This window comes from Vibrio sp. NH-7 (assembly GCF_053643215.1).
Genome location: NZ_CM132187.1, coordinates 2,755,366 through 2,778,018, shown reverse-complemented (window position 1 = coordinate 2,778,018; position 22,653 = coordinate 2,755,366). Strand labels below are relative to the sequence as shown.

Genomic DNA, 22,653 nt, shown 5'->3' with positions numbered 1-22,653 from the left:
GTGCTCACTTTTGCGGGTGAGCTCCTTTTAACTCCTTACAGGAGCTGATTGTGAAAGACTTATTAAACTTTCTAAAAGCGCAGCATAAGACCGAAGAATTTGATGCAATCAAAATCGGTCTATCTTCACCAGACATGATCCGTTCATGGTCTTTCGGTGAAGTTAAAAAACCTGAAACGATCAACTATCGTACGTTCAAGCCTGAGCGTGATGGTCTGTTCTGTGCGCGTATCTTTGGTCCAGTAAAAGACTACGAATGTCTTTGTGGCAAATACAAGCGTCTGAAACACCGTGGCGTTATCTGTGAGAAGTGTGGCGTTGAAGTTACACAAACTAAAGTTCGTCGTGACCGCATGGGCCACATCGAGCTTGCATCACCAGTTGCTCACATCTGGTTCCTAAAATCACTACCGTCTCGTATCGGTCTACTAATGGATATCCCTCTACGTGATATCGAACGTGTTCTTTACTTCGAAATGTACGTAGTAACTGAACCAGGTATGACGGATCTAGAAAAATCTCAGATGCTTACTGAAGAAGAGTATCTGGATCGTCTAGAAGAGTGGGGTGATGAATTCACGGCTAAGATGGGTGCGGAAGCGATCAAAGACCTACTTGCGTCTATGGATCTTCCAGCTGAAATCGAAGAAATGCGTGAAGAGCTTCAGTCTACTAACTCAGAGACTAAGCGTAAGAAGATCACTAAGCGTCTGAAGCTAGTTGAAGCGTTTGTTCAATCTGGTAACAACCCAGAGTGGATGATCCTAACTGTGCTTCCGGTACTTCCGCCAGATCTACGTCCTCTAGTTCCACTAGACGGCGGTCGCTTTGCGACTTCTGATCTGAACGACCTATACCGTCGCGTAATCAACCGTAACAACCGTTTGAAGCGTCTTCTAGAGCTAGCTGCTCCGGACATCATCGTACGTAACGAAAAACGTATGCTGCAAGAGTCTGTTGATGCACTTCTAGATAACGGTCGTCGCGGTCGTGCGATCACAGGTTCGAACAAGCGTCCTCTGAAATCTCTTGCTGATATGATCAAGGGTAAGCAAGGTCGTTTCCGTCAGAACCTTCTAGGTAAGCGTGTAGATTACTCTGGCCGTTCTGTAATCACAGTAGGTCCATACCTTCGTCTACACCAGTGTGGTCTTCCTAAGAAGATGGCACTTGAGCTATTCAAACCATTCATCTACAGCAAGTTAGAGACTCGTGGTCTTGCGACTACAATCAAAGCTGCTAAGAAGATGGTAGAGCGTGAAGAAGCGGTCGTTTGGGATATCCTAGACGAAGTAATCCGTGAACACCCAGTACTATTGAACCGTGCACCTACACTTCACCGTCTAGGTATCCAGGCGTTTGAACCAGTACTGATCGAAGGTAAAGCGATTCAGCTACACCCACTAGTGTGTGCGGCATACAACGCCGACTTCGATGGTGACCAAATGGCGGTTCACGTGCCTCTAACTCTAGAAGCACAGCTTGAAGCTCGTACACTGATGATGTCGACAAACAACATTCTGTCGCCAGCGTCAGGTGATCCGATCATCGTACCTTCTCAGGACGTTGTATTGGGTCTTTACTACATGACTCGTGACAAGATCAACGTGAAAGGCGAAGGTATGTACCTTGCTAGCCCAGCAGAGGCTGAGAAGGCATACCGCACTAAGACTGCTGAGCTACACGCTCGCGTTAAAGTTCGTATCACTGAGACTGTTAAAGACGAAGATGGCAACAGCACTACAGAAACTAAGCTAGTTGATACAACTATCGGTCGTGCAATGCTATGGCAAATCGTGCCAGCTGGTCTTCCGTACAGCATCGTTAACCAAAAGCTAGGTAAGAAGCAAATCTCTAACCTACTTAACGAGGCGTACCGTAAGCTAGGTCTTAAAGACACTGTAATCTTCGCTGACCAAATCATGTACACAGGTTTCGCTTACGCAGCACTTTCTGGTGTCTCTGTTGGTATCGACGACATGGTTGTACCTGCAGCTAAGTACACTGAGATCGAAGAAGCGGAAGCAGAAGTTCGCGAAATTCAAGAACAGTACCAATCTGGTCTTGTAACTGCGGGTGAGCGCTACAACAAAGTGATCGATATTTGGGCATCGACCAACGATCGCGTAGCGAAAGCGATGATGGAGAACCTATCTTCTGAAACTGTTGTTAACCGCGACGGTGATGAAGAGCAGCAAGAGTCATTCAACAGCATCTACATGATGGCTGACTCGGGCGCTCGTGGTTCTGCAGCTCAGATTCGTCAGCTAGCAGGTATGCGTGGTCTGATGGCGCGTCCAGATGGTTCAATCATCGAAACGCCGATCACTGCGAACTTTAAAGAAGGTCTAAACGTACTTCAGTACTTTATCTCAACGCACGGTGCTCGTAAGGGTCTTGCGGATACGGCACTGAAAACAGCGAACTCGGGTTACCTAACTCGTCGTCTAGTAGACGTTGCTCAAGACGTTGTAGTTACAGAGCACGACTGTGGCACTCACGAAGGCGTTCACATGATGCCTCACATCGAGGGTGGTGATGTTAAGGTTGCTCTTACTGAACTAGCTCTTGGTCGTGTAGTTGCTGAAGACGTTCTTAAGCCAGGTACTGAAGATGTTCTGATCCCACGTAATACTCTAATTGATGAGAAGTGGTGTCAGATCATGGAAGAAAACTCTGTAGACAGCATGAAAGTGCGCTCAGTTGTAACATGTGACACAGACTTCGGTTGTTGTGCTCAGTGTTATGGCCGCGACCTAGCACGTGGTCACCTAGTGAACCAAGGTGAAGCAGTGGGTGTTATCGCTGCTCAGTCTATCGGTGAACCAGGTACACAGCTAACGATGCGTACGTTCCACATCGGTGGTGCAGCATCTACTGCAGCAGCAGAGAACAGCATCCAAGCTAAGAACACAGGTACTGTTAAACTTCACAACGCGAAGTTTGTAACGAACAAAGACGGTAAGCTTGTTATCACTTCTCGTGCATCTGAACTAACCATCATTGATGAGTTCGGCCGTACGAAAGAGAAACACAAACTGCCTTACGGTTCTCTACTGACTAAAGGCGACAACGACGCAGTTGAAGCTGGTGAAACAGTAGCTAACTGGGAAGCGCACACTATGCCAATCATCACTGAAGTGGCAGGTCGCATCCAGTTCGTAGATATGATCGATGGCGTAACAGTTTCTCGTCAAACAGATGACCTAACAGGTCTATCTTCAAGCGAAGTCACTGACGCAGCAGCTCGTCCATCTGCAGGTAAAGATATGCGTCCAGCTATCAAACTTGTTGATGCAGCAGGCAACGACGTAATGATTCCTGGTACTGAAATGCCAGCTCACTACTTCCTACCTGGTAAAGCGATCGTGAACATCGAAGACGGCGCAGAAGTAGGTGTGGGTGATACACTTGCACGTATTCCTCAGAAGTCTGGCGGTAACAAAGATATCACCGGTGGTCTTCCACGCGTTGCGGACCTATTCGAAGCACGTAAGCCTAAAGAGCCTGCGATCCTTGCTGAGAAGACGGGTACTGTTAGCTTCGGTAAAGAGACCAAAGGTAAGCGTCGTCTAGTTATCACTCAAGAGAGTGGTGAAGCGTACGAAGAGATGATTCCTAAGCATCGTCAGCTTAACGTTTTCGAAGGTGAAAAAGTTGAGTGTGGTGACGTAATTGCAGATGGTCCAGAGTCTCCACATGACATTCTACGTCTACGTGGCGTACACGCTGTGACTGAATACATCGCGAACGAAGTTCAAGAAGTATACCGTCTGCAAGGCGTTAAGATTAACGATAAGCACATTGAGACTATCGTTCGTCAGATGCTACGTAAGTGTACAATCACATTTGCTGGTGACTCTGAGTTCCTAGCAGGTGAGCAGGTTGAATACGCGAACGTTAAGGTTGCTAACCGTCAACTAGAAGCAGAAGGCAAAGAGCCAGCACGCTTCGAACGTGAACTACTAGGTATCACTAAGGCGTCTCTAGCGACTGAATCGTTCATCTCTGCGGCATCGTTCCAGGAGACAACTCGCGTACTAACAGAAGCCGCGGTTTCTGGTAAGCGTGATGAGCTACGTGGTCTGAAAGAAAACGTAATTGTTGGTCGTCTAATCCCAGCAGGTACAGGTTTCGCATACCACCAAGAGCGTCAAGCTAAGCGTGTAGAAGAGCAAGAAGGTCCTTCAGCTGAACAAGCGACAGACAACCTTGCAGCACTGCTTAACGCAGGTTTCTCATCTGACGAGTAATCGCAGATAAAGAAATGACAAAAGGCACCTTCGGGTGCCTTTTTTGTGTCTATATCATGGGACTTTTGTTGCTGATAGCTGTGCCTGGAGGCAAAAGCATAGGGTCAACGTGTTTACGTTAACCCGTCGTGATGGCAAGTTATTTTCCTGGTTATGCGCCCGGTGGGATGGCTAAGCTGTCAGCGATCAACTGAATTAAGCTGTCTTCTACCTCAAAACGCATTTCTAACACTTCACCAACTGAGGACATGTCGGCTTCGAAGTCAGGCAGTTCATCTTCTGCGCTGACATTAACGTACTTGTCGTTGAATTCCAAAAGTGGGTCGGTCGTGAGTACAATCTTAGCGTAGGCAGCATCAATCTCGTTGTTTGTCTTAAAGCCGGTAGCTTGCCACTTTTCCATTACCATGTCGTAAATTTTGAAATGGCCTTCGGAGATGTAGTCGACAACGTGATCGCAAAAAGAGCTAATTTGCTTAGGAGAAGGGAGTTCAACTACGTTACTGTGCCCATTGACGGGCTGGAGAGAACCGAGTTTACAGTATTCAACAATCAGTGATTGTCGAGTTTCTAGCCAATGGTCAATGACTTCACTTGAGCCACCCCACTGTTCTTGTGTTCTTTTTAGTTTATTTAGCATGACCATGCCCTCATGATCGGATCACACTCCGGTGATCATTACGCTTTGTAGTAACAAAGCTGTTCTAGAGATACAACCTCTTGTCCTTACTAGAATTTATAGCCAGAAAATTGCCTTACTACAAACTCTGGTATGAATTTAGATTGCCAGTAAAATGGTTTGACTGCAAGTGAAGAGGATGGACAATGTTAAATAAAGGTGACATCAACCCTATGCATAACTGTTACTGGTGTGTTGTGTCTGGGAGTGACATTTGGTTGTTAGACGGAAAATTACCCAAAGGCAGCAGCCATGAGTTAGACCTACCTCTAGAGCTTGCCACTGAAGTGGGCGTCTATGAAGGGATGCCAGTGATGTGGCTTAATGAAGCGGATTTGAGCTGCGACTATGTGTTAACGTCACTGCGAGATTGTTTACATTTTCCTGAGCCCTTGTTTTTGCTGATGAGCAAAGCCATTCAATATGGCCATATGAACCAATCAATGCGCTTTTGTCCCCAATGTGGAGGCCGTAATCACCTCAATCACAATCAACTGGCCATGCAATGTGGTGATTGTCGGACATTGCATTATCCAAGAATTTTTCCATGCATCATCGTTGCTGTCCGTAAAGACAGCCAACTGCTGCTTGCCCAACATCCAAGGCATCGTAATGGTATGTATACCGTCATTGCGGGCTTCTTGGAGGTAGGAGAAACCCTAGAGCAATGTGTTGCCCGCGAAGTCAAAGAAGAAACCGGTATTGAGGTGACCAACATTCGCTACGTTGGCAGTCAGCCATGGGCGTTTCCATCCAGTATGATGATGGGGTTTCTTGCCGATTATCAATCTGGCACGTTAAAGCCAGATTATAGTGAGCTGAGTGATGCTCGTTGGTTCCACCCTAACGATATGCCGCCAGTCGCCCCCAAAGGGACGATTGCTCGTGAACTTATTGAAACGACATGCCAGCTAATAAATGACTTAGAGTCTTGAAAAATAGGCAAAAAAAACCCTCCGAGAAGGAGGGGGTAAGTAAGATGTCGTTATGAGATGCCAAGCACTGAGTGCTCGGTTTATAATTGTAGTTTTCGCTAGCAAACAAATTTTTAACACCCTTACTGAATGGGTGCAAATTAAGCACTGATTTTATAGTTAATAACTTGATCTAGGTTGCAAAGCACACAGCTTTTGCGAGCCAAACAGTGTTAGAATAATGGCCACAAAAAGTGAGTCTAAAGAATCGGATATACGGAATGACAGAATTAAAAAATGATCGTTACCTGCGCGCTCTGCTCAAGCAGCCAGTCGATTACACACCAGTATGGATGATGCGCCAAGCAGGTCGATACCTTCCAGAATACAAAGCAACGCGTGCTGAAGCCGGTGATTTTATGTCACTGTGCAAAAACGCTGAGCTCGCGTCAGAGGTAACTCTTCAGCCACTGCGTCGTTTTCCTTTGGATGCTGCGATTCTATTCTCTGATATTCTAACTATCCCAGACGCAATGGGTCTTGAACTTCGTTTCGCTGCCGGTGAAGGTCCAGTATTCGACAAGCCAATTACCTGCAAAGCGGACGTAGAAAAGATCGGTATTCCCGATCCTGAAGGTGAGCTGAAGTACGTAATGAACGCTGTGCGTCAGATCCGTAAAGATCTGAACGGCGATGTACCATTGATCGGTTTCTCTGGTAGCCCTTGGACGCTCGCGACTTACATGGTTGAAGGTGGTAGCTCTAAGGCCTTCACTAAGATCAAAAAGATGATGTACGCTGAGCCACAAACGCTACATCTATTGCTTGATAAGTTAGCAGATAGCGTGATTGAGTACTTAAACGCGCAGATCAAAGCGGGTGCGCAATCTGTGATGGTATTTGATACATGGGGTGGCGTGCTGACTCCTCGTGACTACAACCTATTCTCGCTGCAATACATGCACAAGATTGTCGAAGGTCTAATCCGTGAAAACGACGGTCGTCGCGTTCCTGTTACCCTATTCACTAAGAATGGTGGCATGTGGCTGGAGCAGATCGCTGCGACTGGCTGTGATGCGGTAGGTCTAGACTGGACAATTAATATCCAAGACGCGGTGAAGCGTGTTGGCGATAAAGTGGCACTGCAAGGCAATATGGATCCATCTATGTTGTACGCATCGCCAGAACGTATTCGTGAGGAAGTCGCGACAATCCTTGAAGGGTTTGGCGATGCAGGTACAGGCCATGTATTTAACCTAGGCCACGGCATCCATTTGGATGTTCCGCCAGAAAACGCAGGTGTGTTTGTCGAAGCCGTACATGAGCTATCTAAGCCGTACCACAAATAACTAAGTAACTGATTGAGAGCGCCTGATATGACCAGGCGCTTTTTTGTTATGGGTTACACTAACCGCTATACTGCACAATAGAAATGGAAGAGGGTACGGAATAATAATGAAAACACGCGACAAAATAGTGTTGGCAGCGTTAGAGCTATTTAATCAACATGGTGAACGTAACATCACCACGAATCACATTGCAGCGCATATCGACATCAGTCCGGGAAACCTTTATTACCACTTCCGCAACAAGCAAGAGATCGTCCGCGAGATTTTTGCACTTTATTCGAATGAGCTTCTAGAGCGCTTCACCCCAATCCAAGCTCAGCAGGAAAGTCTAGTGATGCTCAAGCATTATCTGGATTCTATTTTTACTTTGATGTGGAAATACCGATTCTTTTACGCCAACTTGCCAGAGATTCTGCAGCGAGACGAACAGTTGCATGAGGAATACATTCAGGTACAGGAAAAGTTACAAACCAATCTAGTTAACATTATGCGAGTCTTTGTCGGGTTGGAGCTGCTGGATGTCGAAGAGAGCGAAATGAAGCCTCTCGTGACGACACTGCATCTGATTGCGTGCAGCTGGCTAGGCTATCAAGCCGCGATGTCACCAAAGACTCAAATCACGGAGCAAGTCATCCACCAAGGTATGTTGCAAATGATCGCTGTGGTGAAGCCCAAAGCGACCGAACAAGGTCTTGAGCAACTACAGCTGCTGGAAGATGGAGTAAAAGCAATCCACGCATAAGTGCTTGTCTAGCATCGAATCTTACCTAAGATATAACCAATTCAAATTGTCCTCAGTTTTCGAACCCATTAAAGTGTAGTCAGATACTTTGATGGGTTTATTCTATGCACTACGATGTTTTTAATGGCGATGCGGATGGCATCATCGCTCTGTTGCAACTGCGCTTGGCTCAGCCCATGGAATCCACGTTAGTGACGGGAGTTAAGCGAGATGTTCAACTGCTAAAGACGTTGTCGGTATCTGCTGGTGATACTCTTACCGTTCTTGATATCTCTATGGCTCAGAACCATGCTGAACTTCGTCAGGCGTTGGCTAGCGGCGCTCGAGTGTTTTACGCGGATCACCATAAAGCAGGAGAGATTCCTGACCATCAGAATCTAGAGGCGCATATTGACCTAGACGCAAACACTTGTACCGCACTGATAGTCGATGAGCTGTTAAACGGCCGCTTCCATACTTGGGCGATTACCGCTGCATATGGTGACAATCTGGTAGCTAAAGCGGAACAACTGGCTGACAAGGCGGGTTTGAGCGTCTTGGAGAAAGCGCAACTCAAAGAGCTAGGAACCCTGATCAACTACAATGGATATGGCGCGAATGTTGGCGATCTTCATTATGCTCCGGATGATCTTTTTAAAGCGCTGTTAGCTTATGATACCCCCTTTGCGTTACTTGCTGACAAATCATCGCCATTCTACGTACTTCAGTCTGCGTATCAGCAGGATATGGACTTAGCGTTAACAACCGAAGCGCGATATCAAAGTGAGGTGTTAGGAGTGTTCGAACTGCCTAATTGTGCCGCCTCAAGAAGAATCAGTGGTGTGTATGGCAATCTCTTAGCCAACCAGTCTCCCGATCGTGCGCATGCCGTATTGACCCAAAACAGTGATGGAACGTATACCGTCTCATTGAGAGCACCATTGAATAACAAGCAAGGTGCCGGAGATATTTGTTCTCAGTTCGTCACTGGCGGTGGTCGCGCAGCCGCCGCCGGTGTGAACGCTTTACCTAAAGAGCAGCTTGAGCACTTTATTGAGATTGTTGAGGCTTACTATCGCGGTCAGTCCATTTAAGTGAATTAGCGGGTTAACCACGATTTAGGGTTTTGGGTTTTGCTGTTTCGGCGAATCTCAAAGTAGAGTGATGGTCTTGATTGTCCGCCAGTATCTCCAGCTAGGGCGATGGTTTCCCCCGCAGTGACCTTGTCGCCTTCTTTCTTTAGCAGGCTTTGATTAAAGCCGTATAGCGTCATATCGCCTTTGCCGTGGTCAAGCAAAACAACCAAGCCATAGCCACGTAGATAATCCGCAAAGACCACCGTGCCTGAATAGACGGCTTTCACTGACTGACCGTAGTTGGCGTTGATGACCATACCTTTCCAGTTAAGCTGGCCAGTTTGTTTTGTCCCGTAATTATGCAGAACTCTACCTTTGACCGGCCAAGGCAGTTTGCCTTTTTGGCGAGCTAAACCGTCCATAGGCACCACATTTCGCTTCGCGGCTTTGGCGATTTCTGCTTTTAGGCGAGTTTCATTGCGCTGAAGTTCTGACAGGTACACTTTGTCGTTTGAAATGCTCTTCTTAATTTTCGAGACCGTTCCTTTGCGCTGCGTTTGTGTTTTTGTTAATTGATCGCTTTTTTGGGTTTGTTGCGTTAGGAGTGCCGTTATCTCTTGTTGCTCAAGTTTGAGTTGCTGATGGCTGAGTTCAAGTTGCTCGACCGTTTGCTCTAGCTCATGAATTGTCTCAGCACGTTGTTTGGCTAAGTGTTGAAAATACTGACTTATCCTATCTTCTTCGACACCATGATTGAGTATGTTAGAAGAGGATTTAGCGCGTTGGGTGATGTAATAGGTTTGGACTAACTCTGCAAGCTTGTCGCTTTGCGCTTTCTTTTGCGCTTCTAAGCGCGAGATGTTCTCTTGCAGGGACTCAATGTTCTGATTGGTTTGATCGAGTGATGCCTTAGTCTTTTTGATATCACTGCGTAAACGCGCAATTGTGGTTTCCTGATTGCGGAGTGACTTTTGTAGGTCGTCGAGTTTTTTTTGTTGGCTACTTAAGGATTGTTTTTGGCGCGATATTTCACCGCTCACGCCCTTCAACTCTGCATCTGAGGCAGCATAACTGATAGAGGTTGAACTCAGGGAAAGGATGAACCCAAGCGCGCACAACGTGAAATACGCAGAAACAGTCCTTGGTCGAATCACAATCTATATCCTATCTGAGCTATGTCTTTGAGAGAAAAACAGTATACCCAAACCTTTTGTGGGGAAGAAAGGAGAATGTGAAAAGTTGCACGTCAGCTATCTCGTTATTGTTTGAATTGACTATGTTCTAATTCAAGCGCACTAAATCGGTGGGCACAAAAAAACCCGAGCAAAGCTCGGGTTTGTATTCGTCATTCTAGAAGGTTTACTTCACAAGAACCGTACCAGTCATTTCAGCTGGGATCTCTAGACCTGTTAGCGCTAGCATTGTTGGCGCTAGGTCAGACAGTTTACCGCCTTCTTTGAACTCAACGTCTTTGTCACCAACGTAGATTAGCGGCACTGGTAGGTTAGTGTGCGCAGTGTGAGTGCCACCTGTTTCTGGGTCTACCATCATTTCTGCGTTACCGTGGTCAGCAGTGATCAGCATTTGACCGCCGACTTCTTCTATAGCGGCAGTTACTTTAGCTACACATTCGTCCATTGCTTCAATTGCTTGAACGGCTGCTTCGTAAACGCCAGTGTGACCAACCATATCTGGGTTCGGGTAGTTACAGATGATGGTGTCATACTTACCAGACTTGATAGCCGCAACCATCTTCTCAGTCAGTTCAGCTGAGCTCATCTCTGGCTGTAGGTCGTAAGTTGCTACTTTTGGTGAAGCAACAAGTTGACGCTCTTCGCCTTCGAACTCGTTCTCAACACCGCCGTTGAAGAAGAAAGTTACGTGCGCGTATTTCTCAGTTTCAGAGATACGTAGCTGAGTTTTACCTTGCTTAGATAGCCACTCACCGTAAGTGTTGTCTAGAGACGCTGGTGGGAATGCGATCGCTAGTGGGATATCTGCTGCGTATTGCGTTAGCATCACAAAGTTGATTGCAGGGAATACAGCGCGCTCAAAGCCATCAAACGCAGGTACGAAAGTACGAGTGATTTGGCGAGCACGGTCAGCGCGGTAGTTCATGAAGATTACTGCATCGCCGTCTGCGATTACTGCATCTTCTTGACCTTCTGCTTTGATTGCTGTCGCTTTAACGAACTCATCATTTTCGTCACGAGCGTAAGCCGCTTCAAGGCCTGCTACAGCTGAATCGAACGTGAATTCTGCTTTCGCTTGAGTTAGAAGATCGTAAGCAACTTGTACGCGATCCCAGTTGTTGTCACGGTCCATAGCGTAGTAACGACCAACTAGAGAAGCCACACGGCCTTTGCCTAGTTTAGCGAATAGCTCGTCAAAGCGTTTTAGTGAGTTTTCTGCGCTGCGTGGTGGCGTGTCACGGCCGTCTAGGAAGCAGTGCAGGTAAATCTTCTCTGCGCCACGTGCAGCTGCCATTTCAACGGCTGCGTAGATGTGATCTTCGTGAGAGTGTACGCCACCTGGAGACATTAGACCCATGATGTGGACTGCTTTGTCCGCTTTAACCGCTGAATCAATCGCTTCTACGATAGCTGGAGTTTCAGCAAACTCACCGTCAGTAATAGATTTAGTGATGCGAGTTAGGTCTTGGTATACCACGCGGCCTGCGCCGATGTTAGTGTGGCCAACTTCTGAGTTACCCATTTGACCGTCAGGTAGGCCAACATCCATGCCAGAAGCAGAGATTAGAGTGTTTGGTTTATTAGCAAACAGGCTGTCTAGGAAAGGAGTTTTCGCGTTTGCGATTGCGTTGCTTGCTGTATCTTCACGGTGACCGTAACCGTCAAGAATAACTAGAGCCATAGGCTTCTTAGCTGTCATAGTGATGACCTCGTCAAATTTCAAAGTAACTTTGGAAACTAAATTAGCGTAATTTTACTACACTTTTTAACCAAAACTGTAGGTTAAGATCAAATATTGTTTGTGAAATATTGTTGTTATCTTTCACCCTATAATTTGTATGTATACGTTTGCCCAGTGCGTTTTACTCTTTTTCAAGTGTGATTCTCTCTCAATGGTAGAGAAAGAAAAGCAGATATCACCGATTTCTGTAATAGGTTATTGCACCAAAATTCCTGTGCCGACAACGGCTACGATTGCCCCAATCCATGCAAAGCGATTGGGGCGTTTACCTGAGTAAATCCAAAGTATAGGCAATAACATGATTGGAGTAGTAGAGGACAGCAACGCCACCATGCCGACATTACCTTCTTGCAGTGCATAGAGAATAAGTGTCATGCCGACTGCCATGGCAAGAAAACCGTTGATGGCAGTAATTGAAAATATCTTGATGTTCATAGGTTGAGTGGCTCGAGCGAGTTTTGCGCCACTTAAGAAAAACAGACAATGGGCGGCAAAAGCGGTCATCATTCTCATGGCTGAGGCAGCAACAGGATCAATGTCTGTTTGCATGATGGGTTTGGCAATGATGCCACCGAGTGCTTGGCAAAGTGCTGCGACCAATCCTAGGCCAACACCAATCCAAACTTTACCTTTGATTGCTTCCAATTGGTTGTCGGTTTGCCCTTTTCGGCCAAAGAAAATCGCAGTGATTACGCCAGTGAACACAAGCAGAGAGCCCAGTAGCTCCATATTGGTCATGGTTTCACTAAACAGGAAGTAACCCAAAATCGCTGAAAAAACGGCGTGACACGAGAAGAGAAGGCCAGCTTGTCTTGGTCCCATGCGGTTCAGGCAAGCAAAGAGCGCAGTGTCGCCAATGAATATACCAATGACACCTGACAGCATCATCGCCGAAATTGCCGATGTTTCGACGGTTGACCATCCGCCGGTAACCATCGCCATCGTCCCCAAAATGAGCGATGTGCAGCCCATTCGCCATCGGCTGTAGGCAAAGGTGCCTAAATGTTGTGCGGGAGTGACCGAAAGTAAGCTGGCGACAGCCCATAAAAATGCTGCCGCCAAGGCCAGCCATTCAAAGCCCATTGACACGATATCCTTGTGACTAGGTAAAGGGAATGGCTGACAATATGCATCAAATTATCGTTAAAACAAAGCGTTTACACTTTGAAGCGTCCAACCTCCATACGCATGGTTTCAGCGGAGTCACGCATTTGATTCGCGCTATCGCTACTTTGAACCGCTTGTGAAGCCAACATATCCGACGCGTCTTTGATGCCTTGCGTGTTACGGCTAATGTCTTCACTTACTGCTCGTTGCTCTTCCGCCGCACTGGCGATTTGTAGCGCCATGTCATTGATTTCATTGATGGCGGAGGTGATGGTGTTCAAACTCTGTGAGGCTTTTTCGGCGTATTCAACACTGGTGTCGGCAAGCGAAGTACTTGCCTGCATACTATTTACGGCCAGTTTAGTGTTGTTTTGCAGCGTCTCAATCATGTTGCGGATCTCTTCCGTTGAGCCGTGCGTACGTTGACTCAGTACTCGGACTTCATCCGCGACCACGGCGAAGCCACGGCCTTGCTCACCTGCGCGAGCCGCCTCAATCGCGGCATTGAGTGCAAGTAAGTTGGTTTGCTCGGCGATTTCTTGAATGGTGGAGAGTATCTGGTTGATGCTTTGAGTATTGTTTTCCAATTCTGAAATAATGCCTGATGCAGAAGAGACTTGCTCAGCCAAATCAACAATCGCACCGCGGTTTTTCTCAATCACGAGCTGGCCATCTTCACACGCTGATGCTGACCCTTGAGAGGCCGTTGCGGTCATTTCTGCATGGCTGGCCACTTCCGCTGCGGTAGCGGACATTTCGTGGATTGCCGTTGCAATTTGGTTGACGTCATTTTGCTGAGTTTCAACTTGCTGAGAAGCTTGTTGTGACAGTTGGTTCGCTTGCGCTGCTTGGTTGGCTAACTGCTCACTGTGAGTGATGATGTTGGCGATCATGGCCTGCATTTGACTTAGGAACTGGTTGACATGGGTCGCGAGCTCACCGATTTCATCCATACGACGAATTTCGATGCGTTGCGTTAAGTCTCCCTCACCCTCTGCGAGATCAGATAGGGCTGCAGATAATGTTTGCAGCGGTTTAAGCAAGCGAGTGACCACATAAGTACTGACCGTCGCGATCACTAGGTACAGTAGAATCGATGCAATGGCCGTAAATTGAATCTGCTCCGATACCGAGGCAAAAGCCAGCTCTTTGTCGACGACAATACCAAGTGACCAATCGGTGGAAGGAATATTGGCGACGAAGATCAGTTTGTCACCTTGCTCTGGCCAAGTGATGGTAGAGATGTAGGCCGTGTCGATCAGTTGGCTAATCTTTTGAGCGCTAAGAGACGGGTTGAGCTGGGTGAGTGGCTTCTGGCTGAGTTTCTCATCTTGGTAAGCAACGATGTTGTTGTTACCGTCGACCAAAAAGGTAAAGCCGTCGTTATCCAATGAAACATTGAGTACTTCGTCAATGATGTTAGTGACCGTCAGATCCGCTGCTAGCACGCCCTCTTTTGTGCCACGGAATGCTTTGGCAAAGCTGATGACGATGCTGCCATCAAAATCTTGGTAAGGCTCTGTGATGATCAAACCACTGCTCGCCATTGCATCTTGATACCAAGGGCGCGTGCGAGGATCGTAATCGGCTGGCCAATCTTCGGTTTTATCGCCATAGGCAATGGAGCCATCTTCAAAGCCAGCATAAACAGATAGAAAGTTACCCGCACGCTTGGTCACGAGCATCTCTCGGTCTGCATCGCTTGCTTCAAGAATGTTCTTTTCATTCGCAAGCATCATGTCGCTGCGAATCTCAAGCCAGTCTGAGACATAACGTGCAGTCGCATGGCTGATATTGGCCATTTCGCTGTTCAACGCGGACGTTGTTTCCTGCTTGAGTTGGCTGACGGATATCCAAGCCTGAACCCCACTGACAACCGCAATGATGATTGCAATGGCGATTTGAATTTTAAGTTTTATTGTGTATTTCATTGCCTTTCCTTCATAAATTAGACAACAAACTGAAAGTAAAAAACCTTTGCTTCCTAGAAGATTCACCTACGGAGTTCGCCCAGAGAATGGCAAAAGTAAAATATTTAGTGGGCTGATTAGATTATCACTCTGATGGTATAGAAAATGGCCAGCTATATGTTTGATCTATATTGTTATTCAGATAGTGGAATATCGACGTTTCTAAACCTTTTGTTGGAAGTGTGACTTCCTACCCAAAACATAAAGTAGGAAGTCTGGAGTGGGATCAAGTGATAATCAGTGCGGCGGCGTAAACAATGAGTAAGCCAATGATACCGATGATGACTCCTGTTTTCGCCATATCTTTGCTTTCAATCAGCCCCGTAGAGTAAGCCAATGAGTTTGGCGGAGTAGAAACGGGTAAAATCATACCGAGTGAAGCCGAGAAAGCGACCACGACAAGCAAACCTTGTAGTCCGCCGACAGCAGATAGGCTCTCCATTGAGGCCCCGATTGCTGCTGCAATGGGCATCAACAAGTTGGCTGTCGCCGTGTTTGACATAAAGTTTGCCATCAACCAGCAGACAATCGACATGGTAATCACAACTGCGACAGGGGAAAGTGCTTCATAATCAATCGCGTGAGCGAGGGCGGCGGCTAATCCTGTCTTGTCTAGGCCAATACCAATCGCGATCCCGCCGGCAACCAGCCAAAGTACATCCCAGTTTATCTGCTTTAACTCTGGCTTACCCATGATGCCCGTTAATGTGAATACTGCTAATGGAATGATCGAGACAACATAGGTGTTCATACCGTGCAGTTTGGTTGTCATCCAAAGCAAAATGGTGGCAGCAAAAGTGATGTATACAACGATAGCGCGCCAGTTTTTTTGGAATTGTCCGTCGAGCTTAAGTTTCATCGTCGCTTGAGAGGAAGGGAATAACTTCTGCAACAAGAACCATGCGATGGTCAATTGAACAACCACAAACGGAAGCCCCATCATCATCCAGCTTAAAAAGTCGATGCTATTCTCTCCCGTCAAATATTGCAGTGCGATTGCATTGGGAGGGGTACCGATAGGGGTCGCAATACCACCAGTATTAGCAGCAATCGGTATGCAAAGCACTAAGGCTTTAATCCCAAGATCACCTTTGGGCGCAGAGGCAACAATAGGGCCCAACAATGCGAGCATCATGACCGTGGTCGCTGTGTTCGACATAAACATGGAAAACACAGCCGTGATCAGCATTAAGCCAAGCATGATAAACCTAGGCTGGTGGCCGAAAGGCTTGAGAAGCACGCGAGCGAGGTTGTTATCGAGTTCATACTTGGATGCCGCTATCGCCAGCGCAAAACCACCCATAAAAAGAATAATAATGGGTGACGAGAAGGCGCTAAAAATATCGGTGTATTGCATCAACTCACCGAGATCATGCCCCGCAGGAGGCGTTCGGAACCAATGTAGCCCCTTGTCTGAAATCATGATCAGCTCTAGGGCGATGATCAATATCGAGGTCGCAAAAACGGGCACCGGCTCAAGGACCCAAAGTAGTGCTGCGAGCAGAAATATCGCCAGCAGTCGGTGCTGAATGAGCGTCAGATCGTCGATCGGAATTGCATCGATGGGCATGAACAGGACCCCAATAGGTAAGCTAAAACAAATCAGTAGCTTCACCAAGATCCCATGATCGATTTTGGGCATAGAATGATTCACCTTGTAACAGAGTTTTGATGACAAGGATAATTAATAATCGAATTAGGGTCTTAGACTGAGGTTGAAGTTTTGCAAGCTGGTTAAAAATGTTGCATTTGAATTGTTTTCGGTCAAAAAAAAGCCCCGAGTAATCGAGGCTTAGTGTATGAAAATGGTGTTTTAATTACTTATCTTGCTTTAAATGCGCGTAAGGTGTGCCCATTACCGTCGTTTGACCATTTTGCATTGTTTCATCAAACGTGATTGCGTCTTTCGTGAATAGGTTAATCACGGTAGAACCAAGTTTGAATCGGCCCATTTCCTCACCTTTCTTCAAGATAACCGCTTTATCACCTTCCGCTGGGTAATCCCATTTGTAAACGCTGTTGCCGCGAGGTGGTGTCACCGTTCCTGCCCAAACTTGTTCAATGCTGCCAACGATTGTTGCCCCAACAAGCACTTGTGCCATTGGGCCAAATTCGGTATCGAAAATACACACAACACGTTCATTACGAGCAAACAAGTTGGGAACGTTTTCTGCTGTCAGCGGGTTCACAGAGAATAGGTCACCTGGAACGTAGATCATCTGACGAAGTGTACCGTCACATGGCATGTGAACACGGTGGTAATCACGTGGAGACAGGTATAGCGTTGCGAATTCACCATCAGCGAACTCTTCAGCTAATGCTGCATCACCACCTAATAGCTCTTGAGCCGTAAAGTCATGGCCTTTTGCTTGAATAAGCTTACCGTCAGTAATTGGACCAAACTGACTCACACAGGCATCGGCTGGGTGAGTCACTACATTTTCACCTTCAGCGATAGGGCGCATGCCATCTTTCAGCTCGCGCACGAAGAATTCGTTGAATGTCTTGAAGTGCTTAGGATCGGAATGCAGTGCTTCATCCATATTCACGTTGTACTGTTTGATAAACCAGCGAATGATAGCAGTAGTTAGACCGCCAGCTTTAGCGGAAGCAAGTTTACCGACTAAGCGGGTTAGACCGTGCTGGGGGATCCAGTATTGCAGTCCAACTTTAATCTTATCCATTGTCGTCTTTTCCAATGTTAACTAGATGTTGTTTACTTTTGGGCGCGGAATGTTACTCAAAAACGCATCAAAAGTCAGTATAAAGCGTGGTTCAATTGTGCAATAAGGCGTTACAAGTCTGCTTTTTTGTTACGCGAATACTGACGGTTTGCTTTGTTTTCAACCATGCTTTCCAAAATACGATGGTAGTTTTCAAAGCGAATTTCACTGATGTCACCTCGTTCTACGGCCTCCACTAAGATACAGCCAGGGTCATCGAGATGTTTGCAGTCTCGGAACTTGCAGCCGCCAAGGTAGGGTTGAAATTCCACAAACGCTTTGGTGACTTCTTCAGCTTCCAAATGCCATAAACCGAACTCTCGTACTCCTGGTGAATCAATCAAATCACCGCCTGTAGGAATGTGGTAGAGGCGTGACGCGGTGGTGGTGTGTTGGCCAAGACCTGAGTTCTCAGAAATCTCACCTTCCTCAACATTAAATTGAGGCATAAGCGCATTGACCAAGCTCGATTTACCGACGCCAGATTGGCCAACGAAGATATTGATACGGTCACTTAACTCGGCTTCTAGCGCAGCGATACCTTCGCCAGTTTGCTTACTGACAAACAGGACTTTATAGCCGATGCGCTCATATTCAGCGAGCCACGTTTTGTACTGCTCGAGTTGTTCGGCTTCCAATAAGTCGATTTTGTTGAGCACGATGAGCGGCGCTATCTGCAAGGTCTCAGCGGCGACTAAGTAACGATCAATGATGTTCAAAGATAGTTCGGGAAGCACAGAAGAGACGATAATCATTTGATCAACGTTGGCTGCGACAGGTTTTAAACCGTCGTAGTAGTCAGGTCGAGTAAGGACCGAAGTACGAGTTTCAACCGCCTCGACCACGCCTGAAATGCCATCCATTGACTCCAAACCCGCTCGCCAGATCACCTTATCACCGGATACGAGAGACTCTATTCCGCGGCGCAGGTTGCAACGGTGAACGTCGCCACTTTCCAAGTCTTCGATGTCCGCGTGTTGGCCAAAACGAGTAATCACCAAGCCTTTTTGAGTACCGCCGAGCATGGATTCATCCCATTGTACGGATTCTTCATTTTTCAGCTTGCGTTTTTGGTTGCTGCGTACGCGTCTTACTTGACCTTTGGTGAGCTTTTTTTTCTTTGCCACAATCGTCTACTTAACTCATTTATCGTCTTACATGGATCCTCGATGATAGCTATCTTGAGGATCGGAATTTGGGTATAGTACCTTTTTTATCAGAAAACCAATAGGCACCGATTTATGTCCTTTAGCGATCAAAACTTAATTTGGATGGATCTGGAGATGACCGGACTGGACCCGGAAACCCATAAAATTATCGAAATCGCGACCATTGTAACTGACAGTGAGCTAAATATTTTAGCTGAAGGACCAGTACTTGCCATTCACCAGCCAGAGTCTGAGCTCGAAAAGATGGATGAATGGTGTACCACCACTCATACGGGCAGCGGCCTAGTTGCTCGAGTACGAGCCAGCCAAGTTACTGAGCAAGACGCGATTTGCCAAACCATTGAGTTTCTTGAGAAGTGGGTGCCGAAAGGGAAATCACCGATTTGCGGCAATAGCATCGGCCAAGATCGTCGCTTTTTGTACAAGCACATGCCTGAGTTAGAAGAGTACTTCCACTATCGATATGTTGATGTGAGTACTTTGAAAGAGCTGACTCGCCGCTGGAAGCCGGAAGTATTAGACGGTTTTTCAAAGTCAGGCAGTCATTTGGCGTTGGATGACATCCGAGAATCTATTGCAGAGCTAAAATACTACCGTCAAACGATTTTTAATATTTGATAGCCAAGCCGTTTCGTGAGTCTGGAGGGGCTTGGCGTCAATTTTGAGCGATTAATATTCAGTTCTGTGTGCTTTTTCATCAAACGGAAAAAAAACAACTTTTTTTTGCATGAAGGACTTGCATCACAAAAAAATGCTCTTATAATTCGCAGCCCTGAACGACGGAAACGTTGTTGATGCGACACTAGCTCAGTTGGTAGAGCGCAACCTTGCCAAGGTTGAGGTCACGAGTTCGAACCTCGTGTGTCGCTCCAAATTGATAGGCTTTCATCATGCCTCAAATGGTGAATACGGACGCGGGGTGGAGCAGCTTGGTAGCTCGTCGGGCTCATAACCCGAAGGTCGTCGGTTCAAATCCGGCCCCCGCAACCAATTTCTCTTCAAGAGAATATGCGACACTAGCTCAGTTGGTAGAGCGCAACCTTGCCAAGGTTGAGGTCACGAGTTCGAACCTCGTGTGTCGCTCCAATTTTAAAGTTGTCATCGTACTTAACGATGAAATACGGACGCGGGATGGAGCAGCTTGGTAGCTCGTCGGGCTCATAACCCGAAGGTCGTCGGTTCAAATCCGGCTCCCGCAACCAAATTTCATCAATAGCACTAGCTGTTGATATGCGACACTAGCTCAGTTGGTAGAGCGCAACCTTGCCAAGGTTGAGGTCACGAGTTCGAACCTCGTGTGTCGCTCCAAATTAATAGGCTTTCATCATGCCTCAAATGGTGAATACGGACGCGGGGTGGAGCAGCTTGGTAGCTCGTCGGGCTCATAACCCGAAGGTCGTCGGTTCAAATCCGGCCCCCGCAACCAATTTCTCTTCAAGAGAATATGCGACACTAGCTCAGTTGGTAGAGCGCAACCTTGCCAAGGTTGAGGTCACGAGTTCGAACCTCGTGTGTCGCTCCAAATTTAAAGTCATCATCGTACTTAACGGTGAAATACGGACGCGGGATGGAGCAGCTTGGTAGCTCGTCGGGCTCATAACCCGAAGGTCGTCGGTTCAAATCCGGCTCCCGCAACCAAATTTCATCAATAGCACTAGCTGTTGATATGCGACACTAGCTCAGTTGGTAGAGCGCAACCTTGCCAAGGTTGAGGTCACGAGTTCGAACCTCGTGTGTCGCTCCAATTTATAGTCCTCATCGTACTCAACGATGACAAGAAGCGACACTAGCTCAGTTGGTAGAGCGCAACCTTGCCAAGGTTGAGGTCACGAGTTCGAACCTCGTGTGTCGCTCCAATTTATAGTCCTCATCGTACTTAACGATGACAAGAAGCGACACTAGCTCAGTTGGTAGAGCGCAACCTTGCCAAGGTTGAGGTCACGAGTTCGAACCTCGTGTGTCGCTCCAAATTTTAGAGTGCTTGGCTTACACGAGGAACCTCGTGACTGAGTCCAGCCGAGACGCTCCAGATCTCCTTCAAATGACACAATCATTTGAAACGGTCATTGAGACCACCGCTCTTTATCTAATGCTGAGAAGCATCAACCAAAAACATAATCGAGTCCTCCTGAAGTCAGGTGGGCGTTTTTATGTCTCTAATTTCTATCCAGCACGGGATGTGCTCAAGTAAAAAATCATGGTGAGCCTAGGTGAACTAGGGCTTTCGACATCCATTAACAGACTTATCCACAATTCAAGCGATGTGGATAACTTGGTGGGTAACCTGAATTTACGCTATGTATAACCGCTTTTTTGTAGGATCTTTCTTTTACTGAAACTTTCTTTCCAATGATGTGGTTTATCTTAAGTGGTTGTTTTTGTTGTGTTTTGATGGGTTTTTGCCACCATTAATTGAGGTGGTAGATGATCATTAAGTGACTGTTTTTTGATCCTAGTCATTTGTTGGTATTGTGATTAACTTTTCCATCTGTAAGAAAACAAGCAATCCTCTTGTCTTTTTTCCACATTTCCATTTTTAGAGCTAAATCAAATTGCGCATAGGGCACATAGGCAAGTTTTATGCATCTCTAGGCAGTCCCTTCTCTACAATACGTATCAACCGTTGCTGCTTCGTATCAGTGCCTGCGATCGATTCTTGGCCTAGTTGCTGCTCAATCGCCCAATCAATATGGACGTCAAGAACGTCGTTTATGCCTGCTCGAGCTCTGAGAGCGTCAATAATGCGTGGGGAGAAAGGGGCATTTCCCATGGCGATAGATAAGTTTCTCATCCACTGAATATGACCAATACGCCTAATCGCTGAACCTTCCATGTTTTTTAGAAACGTGGCTTCATCCCACAAAAATAGTTGAACGAGGTCTGCGTTAGTGAGTGTACTGCGTCTGTGAAAATCGCTTTGTTCTGTGATGTCTGAGAATCGATTCCATGGGCAAACAAGTTGGCAATCATCGCAGCCATAGATACGGTTCCCCATTGGCTTACGAAACTCTTCTGGTATTACACCGTCAAATTCAATCGTCAGATAGGAAATACAGCGACGGGCATCAACAACGCCTTCCGAAACGATGGCTGAGGTCGGACAGGAAGTGATGCACGCTTTGCACTTCCCGCATGCCTCTTCGCTAGGTGTATCAATTGGAAGAGGCAGGTCAATCAGTAGCTCACCCAAGAAAAACCACGAACCGCACTCTTTATCTAAGATAAGTGAGTGTTTACCAGTCCAGCCTAAGCCTGCTTTCTGGGCGAGTGGACGCTCTAGAATCGGCGCAGAGTCGACAAAAGGACGATAGCCGAATTGCCCAACTTCTTCTTCTATGCGTTGACCTAACTTCTTGAGTTGATTGCGAACCAATTTATGGTAGTCGCGACCCAACGCGTATCGACTGATATATGCTTGGGTGGTATCTGACAGGTTTGAGGCAAATTGAGCTTCTGGAGGTAGGTAGTTCATGCGAGCGCTGATGACGCGAATGGTCCCAGGTAACAGCTCGTCTGGTCTTGCTCTCATCATGCCGTGGCGGGCCATCCAGTCCATTTCCCCGTGATAACCAGCATCGAGCCATTTCTGAAGCTCGGCTTCATGCTCGCTTAAATCAACGTCACAGATACCAACTTTTTGAAAACCGAGCTCTTGAGCCCAAATTTTGATCTTGTCGGCGAGCTCTTGATAGTTCATGCTGATCGCTCTGGTTAAATGGGGGCGGGATCTTAACGGATCTTAAACTCTGGATCTAGCC

Annotated in this window: 15 protein-coding genes and 11 tRNA genes; 17 read left to right on the top strand and 9 right to left on the bottom strand. The window is 46.9% G+C overall.

Translation table 11 applies throughout. The annotated features are described in order from the left end of the window. The first annotated feature begins 50 nt into the window (after positions 1-50). Complete coding sequence (gene rpoC, locus ACUALS_RS12895) at positions 51-4,253, top strand: DNA-directed RNA polymerase subunit beta' (RefSeq protein WP_005476288.1); 4,203 nt, start codon at positions 51-53, stop codon at positions 4,251-4,253. A gap of 151 nt (positions 4,254-4,404) precedes the next feature. Here rpoC and ACUALS_RS12890 read toward each other — a convergent pair whose 3' ends face one another. Next, a complete protein-coding gene (locus ACUALS_RS12890) occupies positions 4,405-4,899 on the bottom strand; it encodes an Rsd/AlgQ family anti-sigma factor (protein ID WP_005476304.1) in 495 nt (164 codons plus the stop codon). A 179-nt stretch (positions 4,900-5,078) separates the two neighbouring features. Between ACUALS_RS12890 and nudC the strand changes: the two genes are divergently transcribed. The 4 genes from nudC to ACUALS_RS12870 all read left to right on the top strand — a co-directional run bounded on the left by nudC (position 5,079) and on the right by ACUALS_RS12870 (position 9,010). Then, a complete protein-coding gene (gene nudC / locus ACUALS_RS12885) occupies positions 5,079-5,867 on the top strand; it encodes an NAD(+) diphosphatase (RefSeq protein ID WP_454448489.1) in 789 nt (262 codons plus the stop codon). Positions 5,868-6,127: 260 nt separating this feature from the next. Next, complete coding sequence (hemE, locus tag ACUALS_RS12880; RefSeq protein ID WP_454448488.1) at positions 6,128-7,195, top strand: uroporphyrinogen decarboxylase; 1,068 nt, start codon at positions 6,128-6,130, stop codon at positions 7,193-7,195. 106 nt (positions 7,196-7,301) lie between these two features. Next, positions 7,302-7,937, top strand: coding sequence for a TetR/AcrR family transcriptional regulator (locus ACUALS_RS12875; protein WP_454448487.1), 636 nt, complete (start codon positions 7,302-7,304; stop codon positions 7,935-7,937). Between the two features lie 104 nt (positions 7,938-8,041). Continuing rightward, a complete protein-coding gene (locus tag ACUALS_RS12870) occupies positions 8,042-9,010 on the top strand; it encodes a DHHA1 domain-containing protein (protein ID WP_454448486.1) in 969 nt (322 codons plus the stop codon). Positions 9,011-9,015: 5 nt separating this feature from the next. Here ACUALS_RS12870 and ACUALS_RS12865 read toward each other — a convergent pair whose 3' ends face one another. From ACUALS_RS12865 to rsgA, 7 genes are all read right to left on the bottom strand, one after another. Continuing rightward, on the bottom strand, positions 9,016-10,092 hold the full coding sequence (locus tag ACUALS_RS12865; protein WP_454449260.1) for a murein hydrolase activator EnvC family protein: 1,077 nt from the start codon (positions 10,090-10,092) through the stop codon (positions 9,016-9,018). Positions 10,093-10,351: 259 nt separating this feature from the next. Next, positions 10,352-11,884: a 2,3-bisphosphoglycerate-independent phosphoglycerate mutase gene (gene gpmM, locus ACUALS_RS12860; RefSeq protein ID WP_038140675.1), complete on the bottom strand. Its 1,533-nt coding sequence runs from the start codon at positions 11,882-11,884 to the stop codon at positions 10,352-10,354. A 237-nt stretch (positions 11,885-12,121) separates the two neighbouring features. Further along, positions 12,122-13,009, bottom strand: a complete 888-nt coding sequence (locus ACUALS_RS12855; RefSeq protein WP_005476268.1) for a DMT family transporter — start codon at positions 13,007-13,009, stop codon at positions 12,122-12,124. 74 nt (positions 13,010-13,083) lie between these two features. Next, positions 13,084-14,964, bottom strand: coding sequence for a methyl-accepting chemotaxis protein (locus ACUALS_RS12850; RefSeq protein WP_454448485.1), 1,881 nt, complete (start codon positions 14,962-14,964; stop codon positions 13,084-13,086). Positions 14,965-15,229: 265 nt separating this feature from the next. Further along, a complete protein-coding gene (locus tag ACUALS_RS12845; RefSeq protein WP_454448484.1) occupies positions 15,230-16,645 on the bottom strand; it encodes an SLC13 family permease in 1,416 nt (471 codons plus the stop codon). Positions 16,646-16,820: 175 nt separating this feature from the next. Continuing rightward, positions 16,821-17,687 carry an archaetidylserine decarboxylase gene (gene asd / locus ACUALS_RS12840; RefSeq protein ID WP_454448483.1) on the bottom strand — a complete coding sequence of 289 codons (867 nt, stop codon included), beginning with the start codon at positions 17,685-17,687 and terminating at the stop codon, positions 16,821-16,823. Between the two features lie 110 nt (positions 17,688-17,797). Continuing rightward, positions 17,798-18,853 (bottom strand): small ribosomal subunit biogenesis GTPase RsgA, encoded by a 1,056-nt coding sequence (gene rsgA, locus ACUALS_RS12835; RefSeq protein ID WP_038140663.1) that lies wholly within the window; start codon positions 18,851-18,853, stop codon positions 17,798-17,800. 114 nt (positions 18,854-18,967) lie between these two features. On the opposite strand from rsgA, the gene orn reads away from it, so the two are divergent. The 12 genes from orn to ACUALS_RS12775 all read left to right on the top strand — a co-directional run bounded on the left by orn (position 18,968) and on the right by ACUALS_RS12775 (position 20,863). Then, entirely contained in the window at positions 18,968-19,513 is a 546-nt protein-coding gene (orn, locus tag ACUALS_RS12830; protein ID WP_454448482.1) for an oligoribonuclease, read from the top strand. A 178-nt stretch (positions 19,514-19,691) separates the two neighbouring features. Next, a tRNA-Gly gene (locus ACUALS_RS12825) sits at positions 19,692-19,767 on the top strand. 41 nt (positions 19,768-19,808) lie between these two features. Beyond that, positions 19,809-19,885: transfer RNA gene (locus ACUALS_RS12820), tRNA-Met, on the top strand. Between the two features lie 20 nt (positions 19,886-19,905). Beyond that, positions 19,906-19,981: transfer RNA gene (locus tag ACUALS_RS12815), tRNA-Gly, on the top strand. A gap of 39 nt (positions 19,982-20,020) precedes the next feature. Then, a tRNA-Met gene (locus ACUALS_RS12810) sits at positions 20,021-20,097 on the top strand. A gap of 30 nt (positions 20,098-20,127) precedes the next feature. Further along, positions 20,128-20,203, top strand: a tRNA-Gly gene (locus ACUALS_RS12805). A 41-nt stretch (positions 20,204-20,244) separates the two neighbouring features. Beyond that, positions 20,245-20,321: transfer RNA gene (locus ACUALS_RS12800), tRNA-Met, on the top strand. Positions 20,322-20,341: 20 nt separating this feature from the next. Further along, a tRNA-Gly gene (locus tag ACUALS_RS12795) sits at positions 20,342-20,417 on the top strand. Between the two features lie 39 nt (positions 20,418-20,456). Next, positions 20,457-20,533: transfer RNA gene (locus ACUALS_RS12790), tRNA-Met, on the top strand. Positions 20,534-20,563: 30 nt separating this feature from the next. Next, a tRNA-Gly gene (locus ACUALS_RS12785) sits at positions 20,564-20,639 on the top strand. A gap of 36 nt (positions 20,640-20,675) precedes the next feature. After that, a tRNA-Gly gene (locus ACUALS_RS12780) sits at positions 20,676-20,751 on the top strand. 36 nt (positions 20,752-20,787) lie between these two features. Beyond that, positions 20,788-20,863, top strand: a tRNA-Gly gene (locus ACUALS_RS12775). Between the two features lie 610 nt (positions 20,864-21,473). Here ACUALS_RS12775 and queG read toward each other — a convergent pair. Then, positions 21,474-22,592: a tRNA epoxyqueuosine(34) reductase QueG gene (gene queG, locus ACUALS_RS12770; protein ID WP_454448481.1), complete on the bottom strand. Its 1,119-nt coding sequence runs from the start codon at positions 22,590-22,592 to the stop codon at positions 21,474-21,476. Positions 22,593-22,653 lie beyond the last annotated feature (61 nt).

Coding starts and splice junctions, on each gene's coding strand:
- ACUALS_RS12890 (WP_005476304.1), bottom strand. CDS start 4,899: ATGGTCATGCTAAATAAACTAAAAAGAACACAAGAACAGTGGGGTGGC.
- ACUALS_RS12850 (WP_454448485.1), bottom strand. CDS start 14,964: ATGAAATACACAATAAAACTTAAAATTCAAATCGCCATTGCAATCATC.
- orn (WP_454448482.1), top strand. CDS start 18,968: ATGTCCTTTAGCGATCAAAACTTAATTTGGATGGATCTGGAGATGACC.
- nudC (WP_454448489.1), top strand. CDS start 5,079: ATGTTAAATAAAGGTGACATCAACCCTATGCATAACTGTTACTGGTGT.
- queG (WP_454448481.1), bottom strand. CDS start 22,592: ATGAACTATCAAGAGCTCGCCGACAAGATCAAAATTTGGGCTCAAGAG.
- hemE (WP_454448488.1), top strand. CDS start 6,128: ATGACAGAATTAAAAAATGATCGTTACCTGCGCGCTCTGCTCAAGCAG.
- ACUALS_RS12845 (WP_454448484.1), bottom strand. CDS start 16,645: ATGCCCAAAATCGATCATGGGATCTTGGTGAAGCTACTGATTTGTTTT.
- ACUALS_RS12855 (WP_005476268.1), bottom strand. CDS start 13,009: ATGGGCTTTGAATGGCTGGCCTTGGCGGCAGCATTTTTATGGGCTGTC.
- asd (WP_454448483.1), bottom strand. CDS start 17,687: ATGGATAAGATTAAAGTTGGACTGCAATACTGGATCCCCCAGCACGGT.
- ACUALS_RS12870 (WP_454448486.1), top strand. CDS start 8,042: ATGCACTACGATGTTTTTAATGGCGATGCGGATGGCATCATCGCTCTG.
- ACUALS_RS12875 (WP_454448487.1), top strand. CDS start 7,302: ATGAAAACACGCGACAAAATAGTGTTGGCAGCGTTAGAGCTATTTAAT.
- gpmM (WP_038140675.1), bottom strand. CDS start 11,884: ATGACAGCTAAGAAGCCTATGGCTCTAGTTATTCTTGACGGTTACGGT.